The following is a 20,062-nucleotide window of genomic DNA, read 5'->3' as shown; positions in this document are numbered from 1 at the left end:
ATCAGAGCTCGATCTTCGGGCGGCTGACAAGTTCGCTGAACTTGAACAGGCGCAGGTAGATGATCGACAACACCAGTCCGACGACGACAAGCACGAGCGCCATCGCAGCGCCGAGGCCGTATTGCAGGTTGCCGGTGTAGTTCGACAGCGCGGTGGTGAACGCCTCCAGCGCCCAGACGGTCGTGGTGCGACCCGGACCGCCGTTGGTGGTCAGCCAGATCTGTTCGTAGGACGACAGCAAGGACAGCGTCTGGTAGCTGGTCACGAACAGGATGGGCCAGCGCATTTGCGGCAGGATGATGCGGCGCACCTGCTGCCAACGGTTCGCGCCGTCGACCTCGGACGCCCAAAGTTGCTGCATCGGAATGGCGCGGAGCGCACCCGAGAACAGGATCAGGCCGAAGGACGCGCCGATGAAACCATTTAGCGAAATCATCGTCATCCACGCGGTCACGACAGAGCCCTTCATGTAGTTGAACGAGGGCAGGCCAAGCTGGTCGGCGATGATCGGCAAAAAGCCGTCCTCCCACGTGAACCACTTCCACATGATCGCATAGAGCACGAGCGGCGTGATGCGGGGCAGGAGCCAGAGCGTCGAATAGAAGCTCGTCACGGGCTTGGGCGTGTAGAACAGCACGATAGCGAGGAAGAGGCCGAGGCCGACGTTGAACAGGCCCAGCGTCGCCGCAACATAGAGCGCGGTGTTCCCGATGAGGCGCAGCGTTTCCTTCTGCGTGGCAAGGCGTTCGAAGTTCGCCGTGGTGAAACGGGCACCCGTATACGAGCGGTCGACGATCCACGCGATGGTGTCCGAAGACACATCGGGGGCGACATCGGCAAGCTGCGCGGTCAGCGCCTCGGGGTTGTCGAAGCGGGTGTTGAGAACGCTGGTCTCGAAATACTCGGCGGTCTGGGTCAGCTCGCGCGGACGGCGCGGCGCATTGGGCAGGCCGCGCAATTCGCGGGAAAAGGCGCGCGGGTCATCGAAGCTCTCTCCGGCAAAGCGGTCCTCGATCTCGGACAGGAAATCGGGGTCGACGCCGCCTTCTGTCGCGCGGGCAATGCCTGCCTCGTCGATGCTGATGCTCACGCTCGCGATGGCGGTCGCGTCATCCTCGGTCAGGCCCTGATCGCCCAGTTGGCGCAGGAGGTTCGGCGTGACCACGTACTGGCCGCGCCCGATGCCCGTCGACGTCGACAGATCGGTGAAGGCGAAGACACCGGTCAGGATGACGGGCGCAAAGAAAAAGAGGGAAAGGAGGAAAAGTGCAGGGGCGAGAAGCGCCAGTCCCAGCCCCGAAATACGAGGGCGGCGGCGGTCGGAGCGGCGCGATTTGCGCGCCACTCCGGTGTTCAGGTCAGCGGATGATGACATCGTCGCCCAGAGCCTGCTTGACGGTGGTCTCGACCTCGGCAACCGCGTCGTCAACCGACGAAACGCCGGTCCAAGCGGCTTCCAGGCCGTCGAACATCGCGGTCCAGTAAACGCCGAAGTCGGAGTTGTTCGGGATCGCGTTGGTGCTCGGTGCGAGGCGCTCCGAGGCGGCAGCCAGCCAGCGGTTTTCGGCGTAGAGCGGGACGGTGGTCTCGTCTTCCGAAATTGCGAGGTGGGCGGATTTGACCGCGTGCAGCGCGTTGATTTCAGGGGTCGAGGCCTTGGCGATCAGTTCCGCTGCGATCACGGCTTCGTCTTCCGACGCGGCCGAGGTCACGAGGTAGACCAGCGGGTGAGTGATCGAGTTGGCGCGGCCAGCGTCGTTACCAGCGGGGATCAGCGAGTACTGGACGGTATTGAAGAAGTCCTCCAGACCGAACTGGTTGGTCCACTGGGCGTAGTGCCACGTGCCACCATGCCATGCGCCGTAGTTGCCCGAGGCCGCGTTCTGGTGCCAGACGTCCCATTCGCTACCAAGGTGCGTGCCCGAAACCACGCCCATCTCGGTCGCATCGACGAAGAACTGGTACGTGCCCTTAAGAGCTTCGGTATCGACGACAAGCTTGCCGCTCTCTTCGTCAGCCATTTCGCCGCCGAAGGACTGGTAGAACTGCCAGTAGTCGGGGCCGTTCGAGACGCGCGGGGCAAAGCCCATGTTGGCTTCCAGAACGCCTGCGTCCTGCATCTTCTTCACAGCGTCGAGCATGTCGTAGAGCGTGAATTCGCCGCTGGCGATGCGGTCGGGCAGGCTGTCGATTTCGTCAGCCGACCAGCCGATGGCTTCGAGAGCGGGGATCGACCAGTACATGACGCGCGCTTCGGCGTCCTGCGGGATGCCCCAGATCTGGCCGTTGAAGGTCGCGACGTCGATCAGGTTCGGGTAGATGGTGTTCAGCGGGTAGCTGTCGAAGAACACGTAGTCTTCGATCGGGACGATCAGGCCCGCTTCGGACCACGGACCGATGTCCTCGTGACCCGATACGATGATGTCCGGCGCGTTGTCGGCTTCGGAGGCGAGGGTGAAGGCTTGCTTGAAATCGTCCCAACCGGTCCAAGCCTGCGATTCAACCGTGATGGTCAGCTCTTCACCGCGCACGGCAGCTTCGCGTTCCATCAGGTCGGCGGCCATTTCGATGGCTTCCCAGCGATAGGTGGCATTATCCCCGGAACCACCGGCCCAAACGGTAATGGTGTAATCTTCGGCAGCGGCGCCAAATGCGACGCTGGACAGAAGCGCGGCGGTAAGCGCCGTGCGAGTGGCAGTAAAAGTCATGAAGTCTGTTCCTGGCAAATCAATCTGTTCGGTGATCGTTGCACACGTGTGCAAAGCCTGTCTACCACGCAGGCGATGACACCCACGCAACACCCACGTAACGGTTGTATGACAGTGTTTTCGGCTGAATTTCGCAACTGCGTCGGAAATCGTTTGGCCTAATTCAATGCTTTGCGGGAATAAATGCTGCGCCTGCAATGTATGATTTTGCGCTGCGGCGAGCCGTTTTCGGGTGTCATAAACGGAGGCGCCCGAAAACTTTTTTTACGGGAGAGATGTGGATTTCTCCTCGCTCGGGCCGATTGCTGCACAGCGGCAGAATCGGCCCTAGGGTGAGTCGTCAGAGTTTCTCGATATGGACGCCGCAGCCGTCGATGGTCAGGCCGCGATGCGTGACGGGATCGGGGTTGTAGTTGAACCAGATCCGGTGGCCTTGCGTGTCGCGGCGGCGAAGGCCGTTTGGCAGGTTTTCGACCTCAATTCCGGCGGCCTTTGCGGCGTCCGACAGGATGTGATGACAGGCGGCATCGTCTGGCCAGCCCGCGAGGTACCGGATGTTCCCACCGACCACAGCGGGCATCCCACCTTCGGTTTTCAGCAGGACATCGGCGCTCTCCAGTTCCTCGAACCAGCGCTTGAAATGACCGCCGCCGTGCAGCGGAACGGTCGCGCTCGGCGGCAGGCTCTCGACCCGCGAGACAGTGCAATCGAGCCCAGAGAGGCTCGGCGGCAGCGGCGTCGGGATCGCGAAATCGGGCGTTTTGGAGTTGGTGCGCGGGCCGACCAGCACGATGCCCTCATGCGCGGCGATAGCGTCCTTCAGGCTGTCCGGCAGAGTGAACATCGCAGGCACCAGCGCCAGCTTATAGTCCCCCAGCGCGGCCGTATCGGGCGGCAGGATATCGACGTCGATCCCGAGCCGCCGCAGCCCACGATAGAGGTCGAATACGATCTGGTAGTAGCTGAAATCGCGCCCCTGCGGCTGGGTCTGCCATGCCCACGCGCTTGCGTAGTCGAACACGATGGCGGCTTGCCCTTTGGCGCAGCCCGCGTCTTCGCCCAGTGCTGCGATTTCCTTGGCGACCTGCGTGGCTTCGCCCAATGCGGGGGCGGGGGCGCTGTCGGGGCGCAGAAGGCCCGCGTGCATCTGTTCCTGCGCGAACGGAGCCTGACGCCAGCGGAAATAGCTGACGACTTCGGCGCCGTGGGCAAAGGCTTCCCACGCCCAAAGGCGCGGCATCCCCGCCAGCGGCGCGGGGTTCCATGGTGCCCAGTTCACGGGACCGGGTTGTTGCTCCATCACCCACCAACGCCCGCGTCCGACAGCGCGGTAGAGGTCGTGATGGAAGCCCTGCAAATCGGGATCGCCCGTGCGCAGGTGGTGGATTTTGTGGGCGTTTGGCGCTTCGACCTTCTGCGACAGGAAGCCGATCGGGTAGCTGTCCCAACTTGCCACGTCGAGGTCGGCACCGACTTTGAAATGATCGAAGCTCACCTCGAACCCCATGTAGTTATGGATCAGCGGCGCATCGGTGTGGCGGCGCAGGATGTCGGTCTGGACCTTGTTGAACTCCGCCACCTGATCCGAGGCGAAGCGGCGGAAGTCCATCACATGCGCTGGGTTCGGTTCAGTCACGGTGAGGTTCGGCAGCGCGATTTCGTCGAAGCTCGCGTATTCCATCGACCAGAACACGTTGCCCCACGCGCGGTTCAGCGCTTGCGGGGACTGGTATTTGCGGGCTAGCCAGTCGCGGAACTGGACGAGTGCGACGGGCGAGTAGGACACCGTCGTGTCATGGCAGGCGTATTCGTTGTCAGTCTGCCACGCGGCGACATGCGGGTTCTTGCCGTAGCGCTCTGCGAGTTTGGTGGTGATCCGCGCGCAGTCCTCGCGGTAGCCTTGGTGCGCGAAATCATAATGGCGGCGCGAGCCGAAGCCGCGCGGGCGGCCCTGCGCATCGACGGCGTACATGTCGGGGTGTTTGGTGCCCATCCAGCGCGGAGGCGTGGCGGTGGGGGTGCACATGACGATCTTCAGCCCCGCCGCGCCGAGCGTCTCTATAGCGCGGTCCAGCCAGTCCAGATCGTAGGTGCCTTCCTCCGGCTCCATCCGCGACCACGCGAATTCGGCGATGCGGACCCATTTGATGCCAGCCTCGGCCATGCGGGCGGCGTCTTCGGCCCAGATTTCTTCGGGCCAGTGTTCGGGGTAATAACAAACGCCGATGCTGCGCGTCATGGCAGATCCTTTCAGTGGGCGGCCTTGAGCCGCGACAGGTATTCTTTGTGGCTCAATGCTTTGGACGCAGCGGTTTTCGCCTGCTGCGTCAGGTAATCCGTGGTCTCGCGGGCAAAGGCGCGGAGGCGCTTGTCGCGGTCCATCGCGGCGCGGGCGACCTGCTGGTTCAGCAGGCCGAGCCCGTCGAGGACGGGAAGATGCAGGAGTTCCTCCACATGCGGCAGCCCGCCGAGGTTGTTCGTGAAGTCGCTCGCGTCAGGCATCTTGCGCGACCACCGCTCCAGCCGCTCGCGGGTCTGGGGCAGGATGAAATTTTCGGCCACATCGGTCCAGAAGGGCGTGTCGCGACGCTCGCTGACGTAGTGCAGGTTGATGAAATCGCGAAAGTCGTCGACCTGCTCGGCGATGGCGGCGTTGTAGGCGTCGCGGCCATTGGTATCGCAGAAGTCCGCCAGATGCCGATGGGCAAACAGCAGCAGTTGCACCAGCGTGCCGTGGATCGAGGTCGCCTCTAGCGGTTCAAGGAACGAACCCGCCAGACCAATGGCGAGGACATTGCCGCGCCAGACCTCGGATAGTCGGCCCGCGTCGATCTTGATGTCGTTGCGGGGCTCGATCTTGTGGCCGAGGGTGGCTTCGATCTCGGCCTGCGCCTGATCGGGAGTGGTGTGGCGGTCGGAGTAGACGTAGCCGCAGCCCATCCGCTCCGCCGTCGGGATCTGCCACATCCAGCCCGCGCCTTGCGCCCACGCGTGAGTGTAGCTCGGAATTTCGCCGTCCCCGTGACCCAGCCAGAACGGCATGGCGCGGTTGACGGGCAGGGCGTCGGCGTAGCTGACCCAATCTGCGCCCATTTCCCCAGCGATCAGGGCGCGGCGGAAGCCCGTGGCATCGATAAAGAAATCGCCCGTCAGAGTGTCGCCATTGTCCAGCCGCAGCGCGGTGATGTCGCCGGTCTCGGGGTCACGCTCCGCGCCTTCGACAATAGCGTCGACGGTGGCGATGCCGTTCGCTTTGCTCCGCAGCCACGCGCCGACCTTGGCCTGGTCGAAGTGGTAGGCGTGGTGGAACTGGCTGACGGCGACGGTGCGGCCATCCACCTCTGCCACGGGCGCTTTGCCCTTGGCCATGAGCGCGGCAAAGATGTGCGGCTCGGTGACGGACCGGCCAGCGGCGACGCAGTAATTGTCGATCCACATGCCGCCGTTCGGGACCTTATCGGCGAGGAAATACACGTCGTCGATCGGCCCATCATAGACGTGGCCCTTCCGCCGCCAGTCACGGTGACGGATGCCGAATTTGATCGTGGCGTCAGTCTTGGCGAGGAACTCAGCCTCGTCCAGTCCAAGCGATTGCAGCAGCCCGCGAAAGATCGCGGTGGTGCCTTCGCCCACGCCGATGGTCGGGATTTTGGAGCTTTCGACCAGCGTGATGGCAAGCGGCAGGTTCTGCCGCTTCGCCTCTGCCTGAAGGATGAGCGCCGCAAGCCATCCGGCGGTGCCGCCGCCGGTGATGATGATCGACTTGGGGTCTGCGGCGCTCGTCATATAGCTCAGGCTTTCTGTTCGTGAATCCACGACGGCAGCCACTCGCCATGCGCCTCGATCAGCTCGTCCATCAACTCCCAGATCTGGTCGAGGTCGAGTTCGGCACCTGTGTGCGGGTCCATCATCGCAGCATGGTAGATGTGATCGCGGCGTTCTTCCAAGAGGGCAGCGACGGTCAATTCCTGCACGTTCACGTTGGAACGCATGATTGCGGCCAGCTGCGGCGGCACATTGGCGACGCGGGTCGGCTGGATGCCGTTGCGGTCCACGAGGCACGGTACTTCGACCGCGCAGCCGTGGGGCAGGGCCGGAATATAGTCGTCGTTGGCGATGTTGCCGTAGATGACTGACGGCACGCCCGTCCAGACCGAGTTGATGATCTGCGAGGCGTATTCGACCGAACTGGGCACGTCGATCTTGTCGGCCTCTTTGTACTTGTCGAGCGTGTCCTTCCAGCGGTCGATCTGCTCAATGCAGCGCTTGGGATATTCATCAAGCGGGATGCCGAAACGTTCGATCAGGTCCTCGCGGCCTTCCTTGATGAACCACGGGGTGTATTCGGCGAAATGCTCGGAGCTTTCGGTCGCGAAGTAACCCGTCTTCTTCATCATCTCATAGCGGACCTTGTTCGGGCAGCGCTTGTTCCACGAGCTTTCGGGGCGGGGATATGTGCCTTCGGCATAGCCTTTCTGGAGGTCGGGGTAGAGGTCGCGGTAGCTTCCGTCCTCCATGATTTCCTCGAACTTGAGGAAGAAGGCGACGTGGTTGATGCCCGCCGACAGATACCGGATTTTGTCGTCCGCGATCTGAAGGTCGGAGGCCAGTTCATGCGCCGTGCCTTGGACCGAGTGGCAGAGGCCGACCTGTTTGATCTGCGGGTATTTCTTGGCAATCGCCCAAGTGTTGATCGCCATCGGGTTCACGTACTGGAGCATCAGTGCGTCGGGGCAGACGTCCAGCATGTCCTCGCAAATCGCCCAGAGGTGCGGGACGGTGCGCAGCCCGCGCATGATGCCGCCAACGCCGAGCGTATCCGCGATAGTCTGGCGGAGGCCGTATTTTTTCGGTACTTCGAAGTCGGTGATGGTGCAGGGATCATAACCGCCGATCTGGAAAGCGACGACGACGAAGTCAGCGCCGTCCAGCGCCTCGCGGCGGTCGGTGTGCAGCGAATGGGTCGCAGGCACGCCGAGCGAGGAGACGAGTTTGTTGAACACGATCTCGGATTCTTCGAGCCGCTCGCGGTTGATATCCATCAACGCGACGTGGGCGTTTTGCAGCGCGGGACGCTGGAGGACGTCGCCGATAATGTTCTTCATGAAGACAGACGAACCTGCGCCGATAAAGGCGATTTTCGGTGAACCGGTCATGGGTAAATCCTTATTCTGGCCGCGTCAGGCGGCGACAACATTGAACGCGGCGTCGACAAGGCGCTGCGTGTATTCGGTCTGGGGGTTTTCGAGAACGTCGAGCGTCGGGCCAGCTTCGACCATCCGGCCGTTCTGCATGACAATGACGTTGTGGCAGAGAGCCTTGACCACTTTCAGGTCGTGGCTGATGAACATGTAACTGAGGTCGTGACGCACGCGCAGGTCTCGCAGCAGGTCGATGATCTGCGCCTGAATGGACAGGTCGAGCGCGGAGGTCGGCTCGTCCAGCAGGATGAACTCGGGCTTGAGGATCAGCGCGCGCGCAATGGCGATACGCTGGCGCTGGCCGCCCGAGAATTCGTGGGGGAAGCGTGTCATCGCATCGGCGTCCATCTGGACCTCGTGCAATGCCTCGCGCACGAGGGCTTCGCGTTCCTTGGCCGAACCGCCGATGCCGTTGACGATCAGCCCTTCTTCGAGGATCTGCCGCACGATCATGCGGGGGTTCAGCGACGAGAACGGGTCTTGGAACACCACCTGAATTTTCGTGCGGAGCGGGCGCATCTGCGAACGGGTCAGGTTGTCGATCCGCTGGCCTTCGAACAGCACTTCGCCGCGGGCGTGGGCGGCACCGAGGCCGATCATCGCCATGCCGAGCGTCGTTTTGCCCGAGCCGCTTTCGCCCACGATGCCGAGCGTTTCGCCCTTGCGGATCATCGCGGTGATGTCGTTCACAGCGATCAGCTCGTGCGTCTTGCGGGTGAACATGCCGCCCGTCTTGACCTCGAACACCACGCGCATATCGTTGGCCTGCATCAGCGGGCCCGCGTTTTCGGACAGCGGATCGGGGCGGCCCTTGGGTTCGGAGGCGAGAAGGTGCCGCGTGTAAGGGTGCTGCGGGTCGGCGAAGACCTCGGCGGTATTGCCGCGCTCGACGATCTCGCCGTAGCGCATGACCACCACGCGGTCGGAGGTCTTTTCGACCACCGTCAAATCGTGGGTAATCAGAATGACCGCCATCCCGTGCGTGCGTTGAAGCTGTTTGAGCAGCGACAGGATTTCCGCTTGAACGGTCACGTCGAGCGCGGTTGTCGGCTCGTCCGCAATCAGCAGGTCCGGCTTGTTCGCCAGCGCCATCGCGATCATCACGCGCTGACGCTGCCCGCCGGACATTTCGTGCGGGTACTGGTTCAGGCGCATTTCGGGATTGGGCAGCTGCACTTCCTTGAAGAGTTGCAGGACCTCTTTGCGTGCTTCCTTCTTCGACACATTGCGGTGGGTGAGGATGATCTCTGCCACCTGATCGCCGACCTTGTAGATCGGGTTGAGCGAGGTCAGCGGCTCTTGGAAGATCATGGAGATCTTGTTGCCGCGGATTTTCTGCATCTCGACCTCTGGCAGGGCGGTGAGGTCTTGTCCGTCGAAAGTGATCTTGCTCGCGGGATCGAGGCGGGCGTTGTCGGCCAGCATGGACATGATCGCCCGCGCCGTCACCGATTTGCCTGAGCCGCTTTCACCGACCACGGCCAGCGTCTCGCCACGTTTGATGTCGTAGGACACGCCGCGCACGGCTTTGACGGTGCCGGTCACGGTTTTGAATGTGACCGCGACGTCTTGAATATCGAGGAGTGTGTCAGTCATTGGAATACGGGTCCATTGCGTCGCGCATACCGTCGCCAAAGGCGTTGAAGGCAAGCACGGAGATGACGATCATGCCGACGGGAGCCATCAGCCACGGCGCAGCGGCGAACGACTGGAAGTCGCGCACCTGGTTCAGCATGGTGCCCCAGCTGACCATCGGGGCCTGAACGCCCACGCCGAGGAACGACAGGAAGCTTTCCAGCAGGATGACTTCCGGCAGCTGATAGGTCGCCCAGACGATCATGTGGGACGAGGTGTTTGGTACGATGTGGCGGGTGAGGATACGGCTGTCTTTGGCGCCGACGGCCTCTGCCGCGCGGACGTAATCCATCGTGCGGATGGAAATGACCTTGCCCCTCAGTTCCCGCGAGAGGTCCGCCCAACGAAGGAGCACGAGGATCGCGGCGAACATGATGAAGATGGTCATCGGCTCGGCCCTGCGCGGTAGAACAGCCACCAGCGCGAGGTAGAGCGGCAGGTCGGGGAAGCTTTTGACGAACTCCACGATCCGCTGCACGATCAGGTCGAACGTGCCGCCGAAGTAGCCCGAGGCGACGCCTACCGTAGTGCCGATCACCAGCGCGGCGGCAGTAACGAGCACGCCCATCAGCAGCGTCACGCGGGTACCCCAGACCATGCGGGAGAACACGTCGCGCCCCAGCGAGTCCGTGCCGAGCAGGTGGAACGGAGAGCCGTCCGCCGTACCGAAAAGGTGCGTGTCGAACGTCAGGCCGAGGAACGTCCACTCCGTCCCCTCGACGAACAGCGCGAGATCGCGGCGCAGTTCGGGGTCGGGGGCAAAGGTGATCTCGTAAGTCACAGGGTCCATCTCTTCGCCCCAGCCCATCACGTAGGGACGGGTCAGGCCGCCTTCGGGCGCGATGATGTGGATGCCTTGCGGCGGTTGATAGATGGCGGTGCGGTCCTTGGTCTCCACACCGTAGGGCGCGATGAAGCCCGCAAAGACGGCCATAATGATCACGATCATCGCGGCGATCAGGCCCACCATGCCGTAGCGGTTGCGGACAAAGCGGCGGCGGACGAGTTGCCAGTAGCTGAGGCCATTGGTGGCCTGTACTTCTTCGGCGTTCATTGTCTGGTCGGTCATTGTGTCCCCCTCACGCACGCGACAGGGTGGCACGGCGCACGCGCGGGTCGATGAGCGCCAGAAGGAGGTCGGCAAAGAGGTTGCCGAGGACGAGCAGCACCGCGACCATCATGAAGATCGCAGCGACCACATACATGTCGCGGTCGGCAACCGAACTGAGGATCAGCGGGCCGACAGTCGGAATGCCGAGGACGATCGCAATCTCGATCTCGCCCTTGATCATATAGTCGAAGCGGGTGCCGAGGTTCATCACCACGGGATGCAGCGCGTTCGGAACGGCGTGCTTGAACAGCACCTTGCGCTTGGACAGACCCTTGGCGCGGGCGGTCTCAACGTATTGCATGTTCAGCGTGTCGAGCAGGTTCCCCCGCATCATGCGCGTGGTGTAGGCCTGACCGGCCCAGATCGACACGAGCAGCACGGGCCAGACGTGTTTGAGGAAGTCCCAGAACTTGGCCAGCGACCAGTGGTCTTGCAGGATGAACTGAGCCGAGTTGACGGCGCCGATGTAGGGCGAGTGCCAGACAAAGGCGAGAAGATAGAGGATGACGAGCGAGATCACGAACTTCGGGATCACAATGCCGAGGAAGGCGATGATCGTCGCGAAGTTGTCGCCCAGTTTGTACTGGTTCGTCGCGGCATAGATGCCCAGCAGCACGCCGATGACCTGCGACAGGATCACGGTAGAGATCGCCAGCAGCAGGGTGCGCGGAAGGCGGACGCCGATGACCTCGGTGACGGGGCGGTTGTGGCGGAAGGACATGCCGAAATCGAAGTCGGTCACGATGTCCTTGACCCAGACGAGGTACTGGATGGCAACCGGCTGATCGAGGCCGAGACGTTCGCGCATGGCGGTCGCCTGCGGCAGAAGCTCGTCATAGGATTTGCCCGTTTGCGCCTGCGTCGCGGACATCCATCGGTCCACGTAGTCTCCGGGCACGGCCTGAATGATGAGAAACGAGACGATAGAAATTGCGATAAGCAAGGGGATGGTCGCGGCGAGCCGCTTCAATAGGAAACCGAGTAGGTCCATCACGTAGTCCTGACGAGCATAGCGGTGGGCTTTGTGGTTCGGCCCCCGAAGAGGCCGAACCGTCGGGTGGGATGCGGCTTATTCGTAAACAGCCACGGTTCCCGGGAGGATTTCCTCCATCTGCTGGTCGGCAGGCACCCAGAGGCGCTCGCGGATCACAGCATCTTCTGCCCATTCATACATGAACACAGGCGTGCCGGGGTGTGCGTTCTGGACACGCTTGTTGACCAGAAGCGCGGCAGGCACCTGCACCAGACCGATATTATAGAGGTTTTCGGTCAGGAGTTGCTCCATCTCATTGGCCAGTTCGGTCTGCTTTTCGGCGTCGTCGGTCGCGCTCATCTCGTTGGTGATCGCGGTCAGACGCTCTTCGAACGGCAGGCTGTCACGTCCATCGGGGCCCGACAGGTGGAACGGCGGGCAGATGTCCGAAACGGGCAGGTTGCCGCAAGCTTCACGGGTCGGCAGCACGAAGTTCGCACGTTGCAGGATCGCGCTGAAGTCGCCCGCGTTGCGCATCGGATCGAAACTGGTTTCGTCCACGGTCTTGGGCAGAACGCGGATACCAACCTCGGCCAGTTGCGAGGTCACGGCGTCCATCTGCTTGCGGTCGTCGGTCCGCTGCGGCTTGTAGGTCATGTCGATGACCAGATCCTCACCGGTGCCCGGCATGTTCAGAACGCCGTTGCCGTCGGTGTCTTCAAGACCCAGACCTGCGAGCAGTTCCTTGGCCTTGTCCTGATCGAACGGGGTGTAGACCGAATATTCCGGATCGTAGTAGGGCGAACCCGACGCAAAACCGCCGATGTACGGGTAGGCGAACGGACCGCGGGCCAGTGCCTGACCGACCGCATCACGGTCAATCGCGTGGCTGAGCGCCTGACGGAACGGAAGCTCGCGGAAGAGGCCGCGCAGTTCCTGCTCGTACGGGTCGTCGGTCATGTTCTGCGCGAAGTTCAGCTCGATGCGCCACGAAAGGGTGCGCGGACCGAACTTGGCCGAAACCGGCGAGTTCTCGTCCTGGCTCTGCTTCAGCGCCTCAACGAAGTTGCCCGGGTTTTCCATGTTCGACCAGTCACCGGTGCCGGCAACGGCCTGCGTGGTGCGGTCATCCCATGTGGTCAGCTTGAAGTGCATCTCGTTGATGTACGGAAGCTGGTTCCCGTCGCTGTCCACTTTGAAATAGTAGGGGTTGCGGCGCATGATGACGAGCTCGTCCGGCTTGTGCTCGACCGGAACCCAAGCGCCCATGACGGGGATCGGCACCGCATCGGCAGGCATCGCGTTCAGATAGTCGTCGTAGTTCATGTCCGCGTTGTAGTCGGGGTGGAAGTCCTTGAGCACGTGGCTCGGACCGGGGCAGCCTTGGATATAGGCAAGGCCCTCGACCACGGTGTTCGACTGTGCGGTCGGGAACACGAACTTGAAGGTGTAATCGTCGATGACTTCGAGCGACGCGCCGCCACCGAATGCATCCTTGGAAATGCGCGAATTGATGTCGGCATTCTGGACGTTGTCGTCATACCAGAACGCGATGTCCTCGGTGTCGAAGGGATCGCCGTCCGACCACTTCGCGCCCTCTACGAGGTGCATGGTCAGTTCGGTCATTTCGTCGTTCCATTCCCAGCTCTTGGCGAGGTTCGGAAGCGGTCCGGTTTGCTCTTCGGGGCGAACCTGCCAGCGCGGACCCTGACGCACGAGGCATTCCTGCGTGGCCATGTTGATACCGCCCCAGCCCTGATGCTGACCGGCAAGGATGTTCCAGCCTTCCGGACGGCCACCGATCACGTGGCGGAACACGCCGCCGTATTCACCGATACCGGCCGACATGGCGCCTGCTTGCATCACGAGCGGCTCTGCTGGCAACCGGTCCTCCACCGGCGGCAGCGCACCGCTTTCCACGAGCGCGTCGAGGAACGGGGCCTGATGGTACTCGGGCAGTGCTTCGTAGGTCCACAGATCGTCACGGCCGATCAGATCGTATTCCAGACCGGCGAGGCTCTGCTCTTCCGGCATGGGATCCGCAATCGAAGTTCCCGCATAAAGTGCAGCCGCGCAAACTCCGACGGCGAGTAAGCTCGCAAGCTTTCTCGAATCTTTCATTGATAGTCTCCTCCCTAAAGGTGCGTTCATGAGGCAGCAGATCGCTGACGGAGACTTCCTGAAAATGACTGTGTGTTTCCGGAAAACTGTGCAATTCTAGAAAAAGAGTTTGAGTTGAGTAGCTATGAACAAGTTCCGACCGACCGATGTCGCCGACGTCGTCCCGTATTCCGAACAGCACGACCGCGAGCGGATGCCTGCGGCCAACGAGTTCATGATCGAGCGCCATGTGCCCGACCTTTTCGATACGCCGTTCCATCACCACACCTCGGTCGAGATCAACTTTCTCGAAGGCTGCGACATGGTCTATTCCTTCGCCGGTGTTCCGGTGAAAATCATGCGTGACGAGCTGACGATTTTCTGGGGCGCGCAGCCGCACATGGTGAAAGATGTGATCGGTAAGGGGCGGATAACGAACATTTATCTGTCGCTTGGCCAGTTCCTGCGCTGGGGCCTGCCGGAGCGTCTGGTGAAAGCGCTGCAGAACGGCGCGGTGCTCAGCACAGGCCCCAATTGCACCCGCGATAACGCGTTTTTCGAACGCCTCTGGGAGGAGCGTCACCGCAAGGACACCTCGTGGCGGCGCACCCATCTGGACGAGATCGCGACCCGTCTGCGGCGCTTCGGACTGGAGGGTTGGACCGTGCGTCTGGACCCCGCCAACGTCGGCTCCGTCATCGAATCCGACGCCCGCACCATGCGCCATGTGGAGGACATCCTGCGGTTCGTGGCGGACAACTTCTCCGCCCCGATTACGGTCGGTGACGTGGCGGAAGCGATCAATCTGTCGGCCAGCCGCGCGACCTCGGTCTTTCGCGAAGTGATGGGCGTGTCGATCAAACACCACCTCACGCGCACTCGCCTTTCGCATGCAAGGATGCTGCTGACCGAAACCGACAGTAAGATCGTGACCATCGCGCTCGACAGCGGGTTCCAGTCGCTTTCCAGCTTCTACGCCGCCTTCACCGACGCCAACAATGTCTCCCCCGCAGAGTACCGGAAGGCCGCGCGAGGGAACTGATTAGTCGATGAATTGCGCGGGTGATTGGGTGAGCATCTGGCCGCCCAGATCGCGGAAGGCCCGCTGGCGGCAGGTCAGCACGATGATCTGGATATCGCTCGCCTGACGGTGCAGCGCGTCGAACATCCGCTCGATCCGGTCGTCGTCCGTGAACACAAGCGCATCGTCGAGGATCACCGGCGCCGACCGTCCTGCATTGGACAGCATCCGCGCAAACGCGAGGCGGACCAAGAGCGCGATCTGCTCCTGCGTGCCGCCCGACAGGATCGACAGATCCTCCGCCACCGTTCCGCGTTTCAGCGAAGTCGGCAGCAGGTTATCCTCGGACCACTCAAGCTCTGCCTCGGGCCAGAGCAGGTTCAGCAGGGGCCGCAATTCCCTGGCCACCGGCGCGAAATAGCGATCCCGCGCTTCGGTCCTCGCGCCCGTCAGTGCGGTCTTCAGGCGTTGCAGTACCGCGACCTCGCGCACGATGTGGCGGAGGGTCGCTTCGGCGACCTCCAGTTCCTGTGCGGTCTCGGCGAGTTCTTCCTCTACCGCGTCGCCCGAGGCGTGCTTGATCCGCTCGTTCAGCACGAGGATCTGGCCTTCCAGCGCCGCAATGTCCTTGGCGATCATCTCGTCCGCGGATTGCAGCCGCGTGTAACTCGCCTTCGCCATCTCCAGATCGGGCGCGTTCGCGGCCTTGGCTTGGCATTCCTCATCCAGTGTCGCCCACGTGCGGCGGGCCTTCTCCGCCTCGGCCTGCAAGTGCTCCTGATCCGCGCCGCCTTCGGGCAAAACGGCCAGCGCCCGCGCCAGACGGTCGTTTGCGTTGTTCAAGTTGGCCTGCGCGACACCCCGTTCGTTTGTCGCCTCGCCAAGCTGATGACGCGTGGTTTCGGCCTTTGCGCGCAGCTCCTTTTCGGTGGTCTGAGCCGCCTCTAGGGCCTTGGTCGCGGCCTCCAGAACAGGCGCGCCCTCAGCCTCCTCGGGCTCCGGCAGTTTGGCCAATTGCGCACGGATCGCGTCGATGCCATCGGGGGCGAGGGCATTAAAGGACGCCTTCGTCTCGCGGTGTGCGACCTCTGCATTCTGGCGCGCAGCTGCCCGCGCGCGGGCTTCTTCGATGGTTTCCGCGCCGAGCGTTTCCAGTGCTACCCGCAGCGCTGCCTCTGCTACTGCGACCTGATCAGCGTTGCCGCTTTCCGGCGGACGGATGTCCAGCGATCCCACACCAGGCACCATGATCCGCGTATTGCGGCTGATCGGGATAAGTTTCCCGTTTTCAATATCTTGCCCGTCGATGTTGAGCGCGGTGGTGCCGTCATAATGCGCCACGATATTCGGTGCGCTGGCGTTACGAATGGCGATGGCGTTCGCCACAGCCCGCGCTAGGTCCTCGACCTTTTGCAGTGCCTTCGCGTCGGGTCCGGTAATCGCGGCGGCGGTGGTTTCGACCTTGGTCCGCGCGTCCTCGGCGGCCTTGATTTGCGCTTCTTTCTCCTCGCGGCGGGCCGCGCTTTCCTGAGCGCTCGCGGCACGTTCGGCGCGGCGCAGGTCGGCGGAGGCTTTGGTGGTCGCTGCGGCTGCGATGTCGACCGCGCTCTTCGCGGCGTCGTCGGCCTGCAGCGCGTCCTCGAACTTCGCCTCGGCGCTGTTCGCTTTGTCGACGGCATCCATCACGAGGCGTTTTGCGGTCTCGTGTTCAGCCATAGCTGCCGTCACGCGCTCGCATTTCTCCGCGGCTTGCTGATGCGTAAGTTTCGCCAGATCGGCCTTGCGCTGTAGGCCTTCGAGGTCATCGGCGAACTTCGTTGCGGCCTCGAATGCGGTCTTTGCATCCGCCAGTTTGACCTTTCGCGCCTCTGCCTCGTCGGGATCGTTTAGGCTGGCGAGGCGTTTGCGAGCGGCGGTGCGGTCGCGGAGCGCTTCGGCCAGTTGGTCGGCGGAGATTTGCAGAGCATTTCGCCGCTCGGTCAGCTCCGCGACGCGGTCTTCGGCGGCTTTCCATGGGCCGCCGGCGCGGGCTTTGCCGGTGTTGGTGGCGAGCACGGCGAGGTCTTCCTCGCAGCGCTTCAGGGCCGCGTCCATGCGGCGGCCGCCGGTCATCAGTTCGACCTCTTCGCTGACCGAGGACATCAGATCGCGGCGTGCTTCGAGCGAGTCTTTCGCGCCCGTGCCGAGGTCCGTGAGGCCCTGACGTACCCACACCAGTCCTGCGGGGCCGGTGCCGTCCTGACCCAGAAGGCGGCTGATCCAGTCCTCTGCCGCGTCGGCCTGCGCGATGAGGCTGGCGCCTTGGAACACTTTCGTTTCGGCCTTTGAGAACCAGCGCTTGCGGATGGTGAAAACCTCGCCGCCGGTTTCGACCTCGACGCCGATGGAGACGGGGCCGCCGCTGTGGGGGCGGAGCGCTTTGATGTCCTTCGCCGTGCTGCCGGATTTCGTAAAGAAAACAGCGTGCAACGAGTCGAAGATGGTGGATTTGCCGAACTCGTTTGCCTCGCACAGGACGTTCAGGCCGTCGCCGAAATTGTCGATGCGGACGGGGTCGGTGAAGCGGCGGACGTTGTGGAGCTCGATAGCGCGGATCTTCATTGCGCGTCCTCCTTCACGTAGCTGTAAAGCCGTGCGAGGGCCTCCGCCGCGATGGAGCGGTCATCTTCGGACAGCGCATCGCTGGCCTCGGTCATGAGGGCTTCGGCGGTGATGCGAAGCGCGCCGCCACTGCTGTCAATCTCGTCGAGGTCTGTGGGGTCATAGCGCGCCCGCAGTGCCTCGGCCCTCAGGTCGAAGCACGCGAATTCGGGTCCGACCTTGATCACCGCGCGTTCCAGTTCGGCATGGTCGGCAAGGCCGGCCCAGCCTGTCGCGCGGACGCGCAGCAGCACGTTGCGACGACCGGAGGCGGGAAGCAGGCGCTCCAGTTCCTCGGCGGGGTTCTGGCCGGAGACGAGGTCCATCGGGAGTTCCTGCCAAAGGAAATGGCCGGTCTCGATCTCGGTCACATCGGGCTCGGCACCGGCATCGACCGAGACGAGCAGACACAGCCCGCGGCGACCGTGCTTGTAGCGGTCCTGTTCTGGGCTGCCGGAGTAATGGACGCGGGGGCTGACGGCGATGCGGCCGTGCCAGTCGCCCAGCGCGAGATAATCAAGGCGAGCGGTGCGGTCGCGGTCGGCTGCGATGACCTCTCCGCTTTCGGTGAAATCGGTAATGCCGCCGTGGGCAAGGCCGATACGCAGCGCGCCTTCGGGCGTTTCCATACGCATGAGCGCTTCGGTCGGATCGGTGCCGCTGGCGCGGTACTGGACGGGGCAGGGCAGCAGGTAGACGTTTGGTTCGACCTCGATCGGGGCGGCTTCGGTCACGGGACGGACGTTGGCGGGGCCGTCGGACGCGATCATATCCCAAAGCGGTTCGGCACCGCGCAAGTTGTCGTGGTTGCCGGGGATGATCCACCACGTCACATCGCTCGCGTCACCCATCGCGGCCAGCGCTTGCCGGACGAGCGAGGGCGACGGCGTCGGCGTATCAAACGTATCGCCCGCGAGCAGCACATGCCCAGCGCCGTTATCACGCGCGGCGGCGGCGAGTTTTTCGATGGCGTTGTGCCGCGCTTCCATCAGGCGGCCACGGATATTGCCGTCGGCATCCTGCGGGATGTTGGCGAACTTGCGACCGATATGAAGGTCGGAGGAATGGATAAACCGGAACGTCATGTGTGCTCCCCGAAATTAAGGCACGCGTGCCGGACATACACGGTTCAGGTTGCAAATGTGACTGGCAAATAGATCCAAACCGAGAATCCCATCATGGCGGATGTGGTCAGGATAAAACAAGAACATTTCTGAAAAATGAAAAGGCGACCAAATGTTTGGCCGCCTTTCGGAATTTCTCGGAGAACGCGCGGGTTACGCGTGGAACACGAAGGACCGCATGGACACGGAACCGAGGTCGATGGCGTCGGTCATGAACGTCAGCTTGTCCTTGTCATCCGACGCGCCGGCGATGGTCAGCGCGGGCATGTAGTGGTCCACGGACGGGTGCGCCATGGTCAGGAGCGAGCCAAGTTTATTCCGGTCGGCGAGGTGCGCCAGATCGCGGTCCTCCAGCTTGTCCTTGAACAGCGTGTCGAACTCAGTCGCGAAGTCCTGCGGCGCGCCGCCCGGACGCATGGCGCGCAGGTTGTGGACGACGTTGCCCGAACCGAGGATCAGCACACCGCGGTCGCGCAGTTCGGACAGGGTGCGGCCAATCTCCAACTGGTGATCGAGGTCGCGGCCCATGTCGATCGACACCTGAAAAACAGGCACATCGGCGTCGGGATAGAGGAACTTCAGCACGGTCCATGCGCCGTGGTCGAGGCCCCATGTGTCATCCTCTTCGGCGTGGTGGCTGGCGAGGAGACTGGCCACGGTGCGGGCCAGTTCGGGATCGCCCTCTGCCGCGTACTGCTGGTCATAGAGTGCCTGCGGGAAGCCGTAGAAATCGTGGATCGTGCGCGGCATCTTGGACACGTCGACCAGCGTGGTGCCTTGGGTCATCCAGTGGGCGGACACCACGAGGATGGCCTTGGGACGCGGCAGGCTCTGGCCCAATTCGGTCCATGCGCGGCTGAACTTTGTGTCTTCGATCGCGTTCATCGGGCTGCCGTGACCGAGAAAGACCAGCGGCATCCGATCGGACGGAGCCAGACGGTCGCGTAAGTTCTGAAGATCGGTTGCGATAGTCATCGTATTTGCTCCTGAGAGGGATGGGCCGCCTTATGGGGCGACCCCGTGAGTGTTAGGCGAACTGGCCGAGCGACTTTTGCAGCGCGGGGATGCGGACAGCATAGGCGCCTGCGCCCAGAAGGACGAGCGAAGCTTGCGCAACGGTCCAGAACAGCGGGTATTCCCAACCGCCGCCAGCTGCCGAGAAGCTCCAGCCGTTACCAGCGTGCGCCCAAGTGGCGCCGAGGAGAACGGGGATCAGAGCCAGCGAAACGAGGCGGGTGCCGATGCCGAGGATCAGAAGGACGCCACCGCCGAGTTCGGCGATGATGGTCAGGTAAGCGAGGAAACCTGGCAGGCCAAGGCTTTCGAAGAAGCCGACTGTGCCGGGGATGGTGAAGGTGAAGACTTTCATCAGACCGTGGGCGAGGAAGAGGATGCCCGTGCTGACGCGAAGAATAAAGGCGGCGTAGTCCGCTTGGGTGTTGGTGTTCATGTCTTAGCTCCAGATGTGGTGTGCCGCTTCCGTGCGGCTTCATTTGTCTGAGGCTCAAAATACGTATTGCGGATGTGGTATAAAATGGCGAAGTTACCG

At 62.7% G+C, this 20,062-nt stretch carries 14 protein-coding genes; 1 reads left to right on the top strand and 13 read right to left on the bottom strand.

Annotated features, from left to right (window positions below):
* Position 1 precedes the first annotated feature (1 nt).
* The 9 genes from IF204_RS06960 to IF204_RS06920 all read right to left on the bottom strand — a co-directional run bounded on the left by IF204_RS06960 (position 2) and on the right by IF204_RS06920 (position 13,749).
* The gene (locus IF204_RS06960; protein WP_194095737.1) at positions 2-1,375 is read right to left on the bottom strand and encodes a carbohydrate ABC transporter permease; all 1,374 of its coding nucleotides are present in this window, start codon (positions 1,373-1,375) and stop codon (positions 2-4) included.
* Positions 1,359-2,708, bottom strand: coding sequence for an extracellular solute-binding protein (locus IF204_RS06955; RefSeq protein ID WP_194095736.1), 1,350 nt, complete (start codon positions 2,706-2,708; stop codon positions 1,359-1,361). The genes IF204_RS06960 and IF204_RS06955 overlap by 17 nt, the downstream gene beginning before the upstream one ends.
* Positions 2,709-3,048: 340 nt before the next feature.
* The gene (locus IF204_RS06950) at positions 3,049-4,947 is read right to left on the bottom strand and encodes a beta-galactosidase (protein ID WP_194095733.1); all 1,899 of its coding nucleotides are present in this window, start codon (positions 4,945-4,947) and stop codon (positions 3,049-3,051) included.
* Between the two features lie 11 nt (positions 4,948-4,958).
* Positions 4,959-6,494 (bottom strand): tryptophan halogenase family protein, encoded by a 1,536-nt coding sequence (locus tag IF204_RS06945; protein ID WP_194095732.1) that lies wholly within the window; start codon positions 6,492-6,494, stop codon positions 4,959-4,961.
* Positions 6,495-6,499: 5 nt separating this feature from the next.
* Positions 6,500-7,864 (bottom strand): alpha-glucosidase/alpha-galactosidase, encoded by a 1,365-nt coding sequence (gene melA / locus IF204_RS06940; protein ID WP_194095730.1) that lies wholly within the window; start codon positions 7,862-7,864, stop codon positions 6,500-6,502.
* 24 nt (positions 7,865-7,888) lie between these two features.
* On the bottom strand, positions 7,889-9,505 hold the full coding sequence (locus tag IF204_RS06935) for an ABC transporter ATP-binding protein (protein WP_194095728.1): 1,617 nt from the start codon (positions 9,503-9,505) through the stop codon (positions 7,889-7,891).
* Positions 9,498-10,613: an ABC transporter permease gene (locus IF204_RS06930; RefSeq protein WP_194095726.1), complete on the bottom strand. Its 1,116-nt coding sequence runs from the start codon at positions 10,611-10,613 to the stop codon at positions 9,498-9,500. The genes IF204_RS06935 and IF204_RS06930 overlap by 8 nt, the downstream gene beginning before the upstream one ends.
* A 10-nt stretch (positions 10,614-10,623) precedes the next feature.
* On the bottom strand, positions 10,624-11,646 hold the full coding sequence (locus IF204_RS06925; protein WP_194095724.1) for an ABC transporter permease: 1,023 nt from the start codon (positions 11,644-11,646) through the stop codon (positions 10,624-10,626).
* A 78-nt stretch (positions 11,647-11,724) separates the two neighbouring features.
* Complete coding sequence (locus IF204_RS06920) at positions 11,725-13,749, bottom strand: ABC transporter substrate-binding protein (RefSeq protein ID WP_194095722.1); 2,025 nt, start codon at positions 13,747-13,749, stop codon at positions 11,725-11,727.
* A gap of 124 nt (positions 13,750-13,873) precedes the next feature.
* Between IF204_RS06920 and IF204_RS06915 the strand changes: the two genes are divergently transcribed.
* Complete coding sequence (locus tag IF204_RS06915) at positions 13,874-14,770, top strand: helix-turn-helix domain-containing protein (RefSeq protein ID WP_194095720.1); 897 nt, start codon at positions 13,874-13,876, stop codon at positions 14,768-14,770.
* Here the strand turns inward: IF204_RS06915 and IF204_RS06910 are convergent, their stop codons facing one another.
* The 4 genes from IF204_RS06910 to IF204_RS06895 form a co-directional block, all read right to left on the bottom strand.
* The gene (locus IF204_RS06910; RefSeq protein WP_194095718.1) at positions 14,771-17,350 is read right to left on the bottom strand and encodes an AAA family ATPase; all 2,580 of its coding nucleotides are present in this window, start codon (positions 17,348-17,350) and stop codon (positions 14,771-14,773) included.
* Positions 17,347-18,474 (bottom strand): metallophosphoesterase family protein, encoded by a 1,128-nt coding sequence (locus tag IF204_RS06905; protein ID WP_194095716.1) that lies wholly within the window; start codon positions 18,472-18,474, stop codon positions 17,347-17,349. The genes IF204_RS06910 and IF204_RS06905 overlap by 4 nt, the downstream gene beginning before the upstream one ends.
* Before the next feature lie 192 nt (positions 18,475-18,666).
* Entirely contained in the window at positions 18,667-19,488 is an 822-nt protein-coding gene (ygiD, locus tag IF204_RS06900; RefSeq protein WP_194095714.1) for a 4,5-DOPA-extradiol-dioxygenase, read from the bottom strand.
* A gap of 52 nt (positions 19,489-19,540) precedes the next feature.
* Positions 19,541-19,963, bottom strand: a complete 423-nt coding sequence (locus tag IF204_RS06895; protein WP_194095713.1) for a DoxX family protein — start codon at positions 19,961-19,963, stop codon at positions 19,541-19,543.
* Between the last annotated feature and the right edge of the window lie 99 nt (positions 19,964-20,062).

Source organism: Marivivens aquimaris (assembly GCF_015220045.1).
GTDB lineage: Bacteria > Pseudomonadota > Alphaproteobacteria > Rhodobacterales > Rhodobacteraceae > Marivivens > Marivivens aquimaris.
This window is presented reverse-complemented; position numbering and strand designations above follow the sequence as displayed.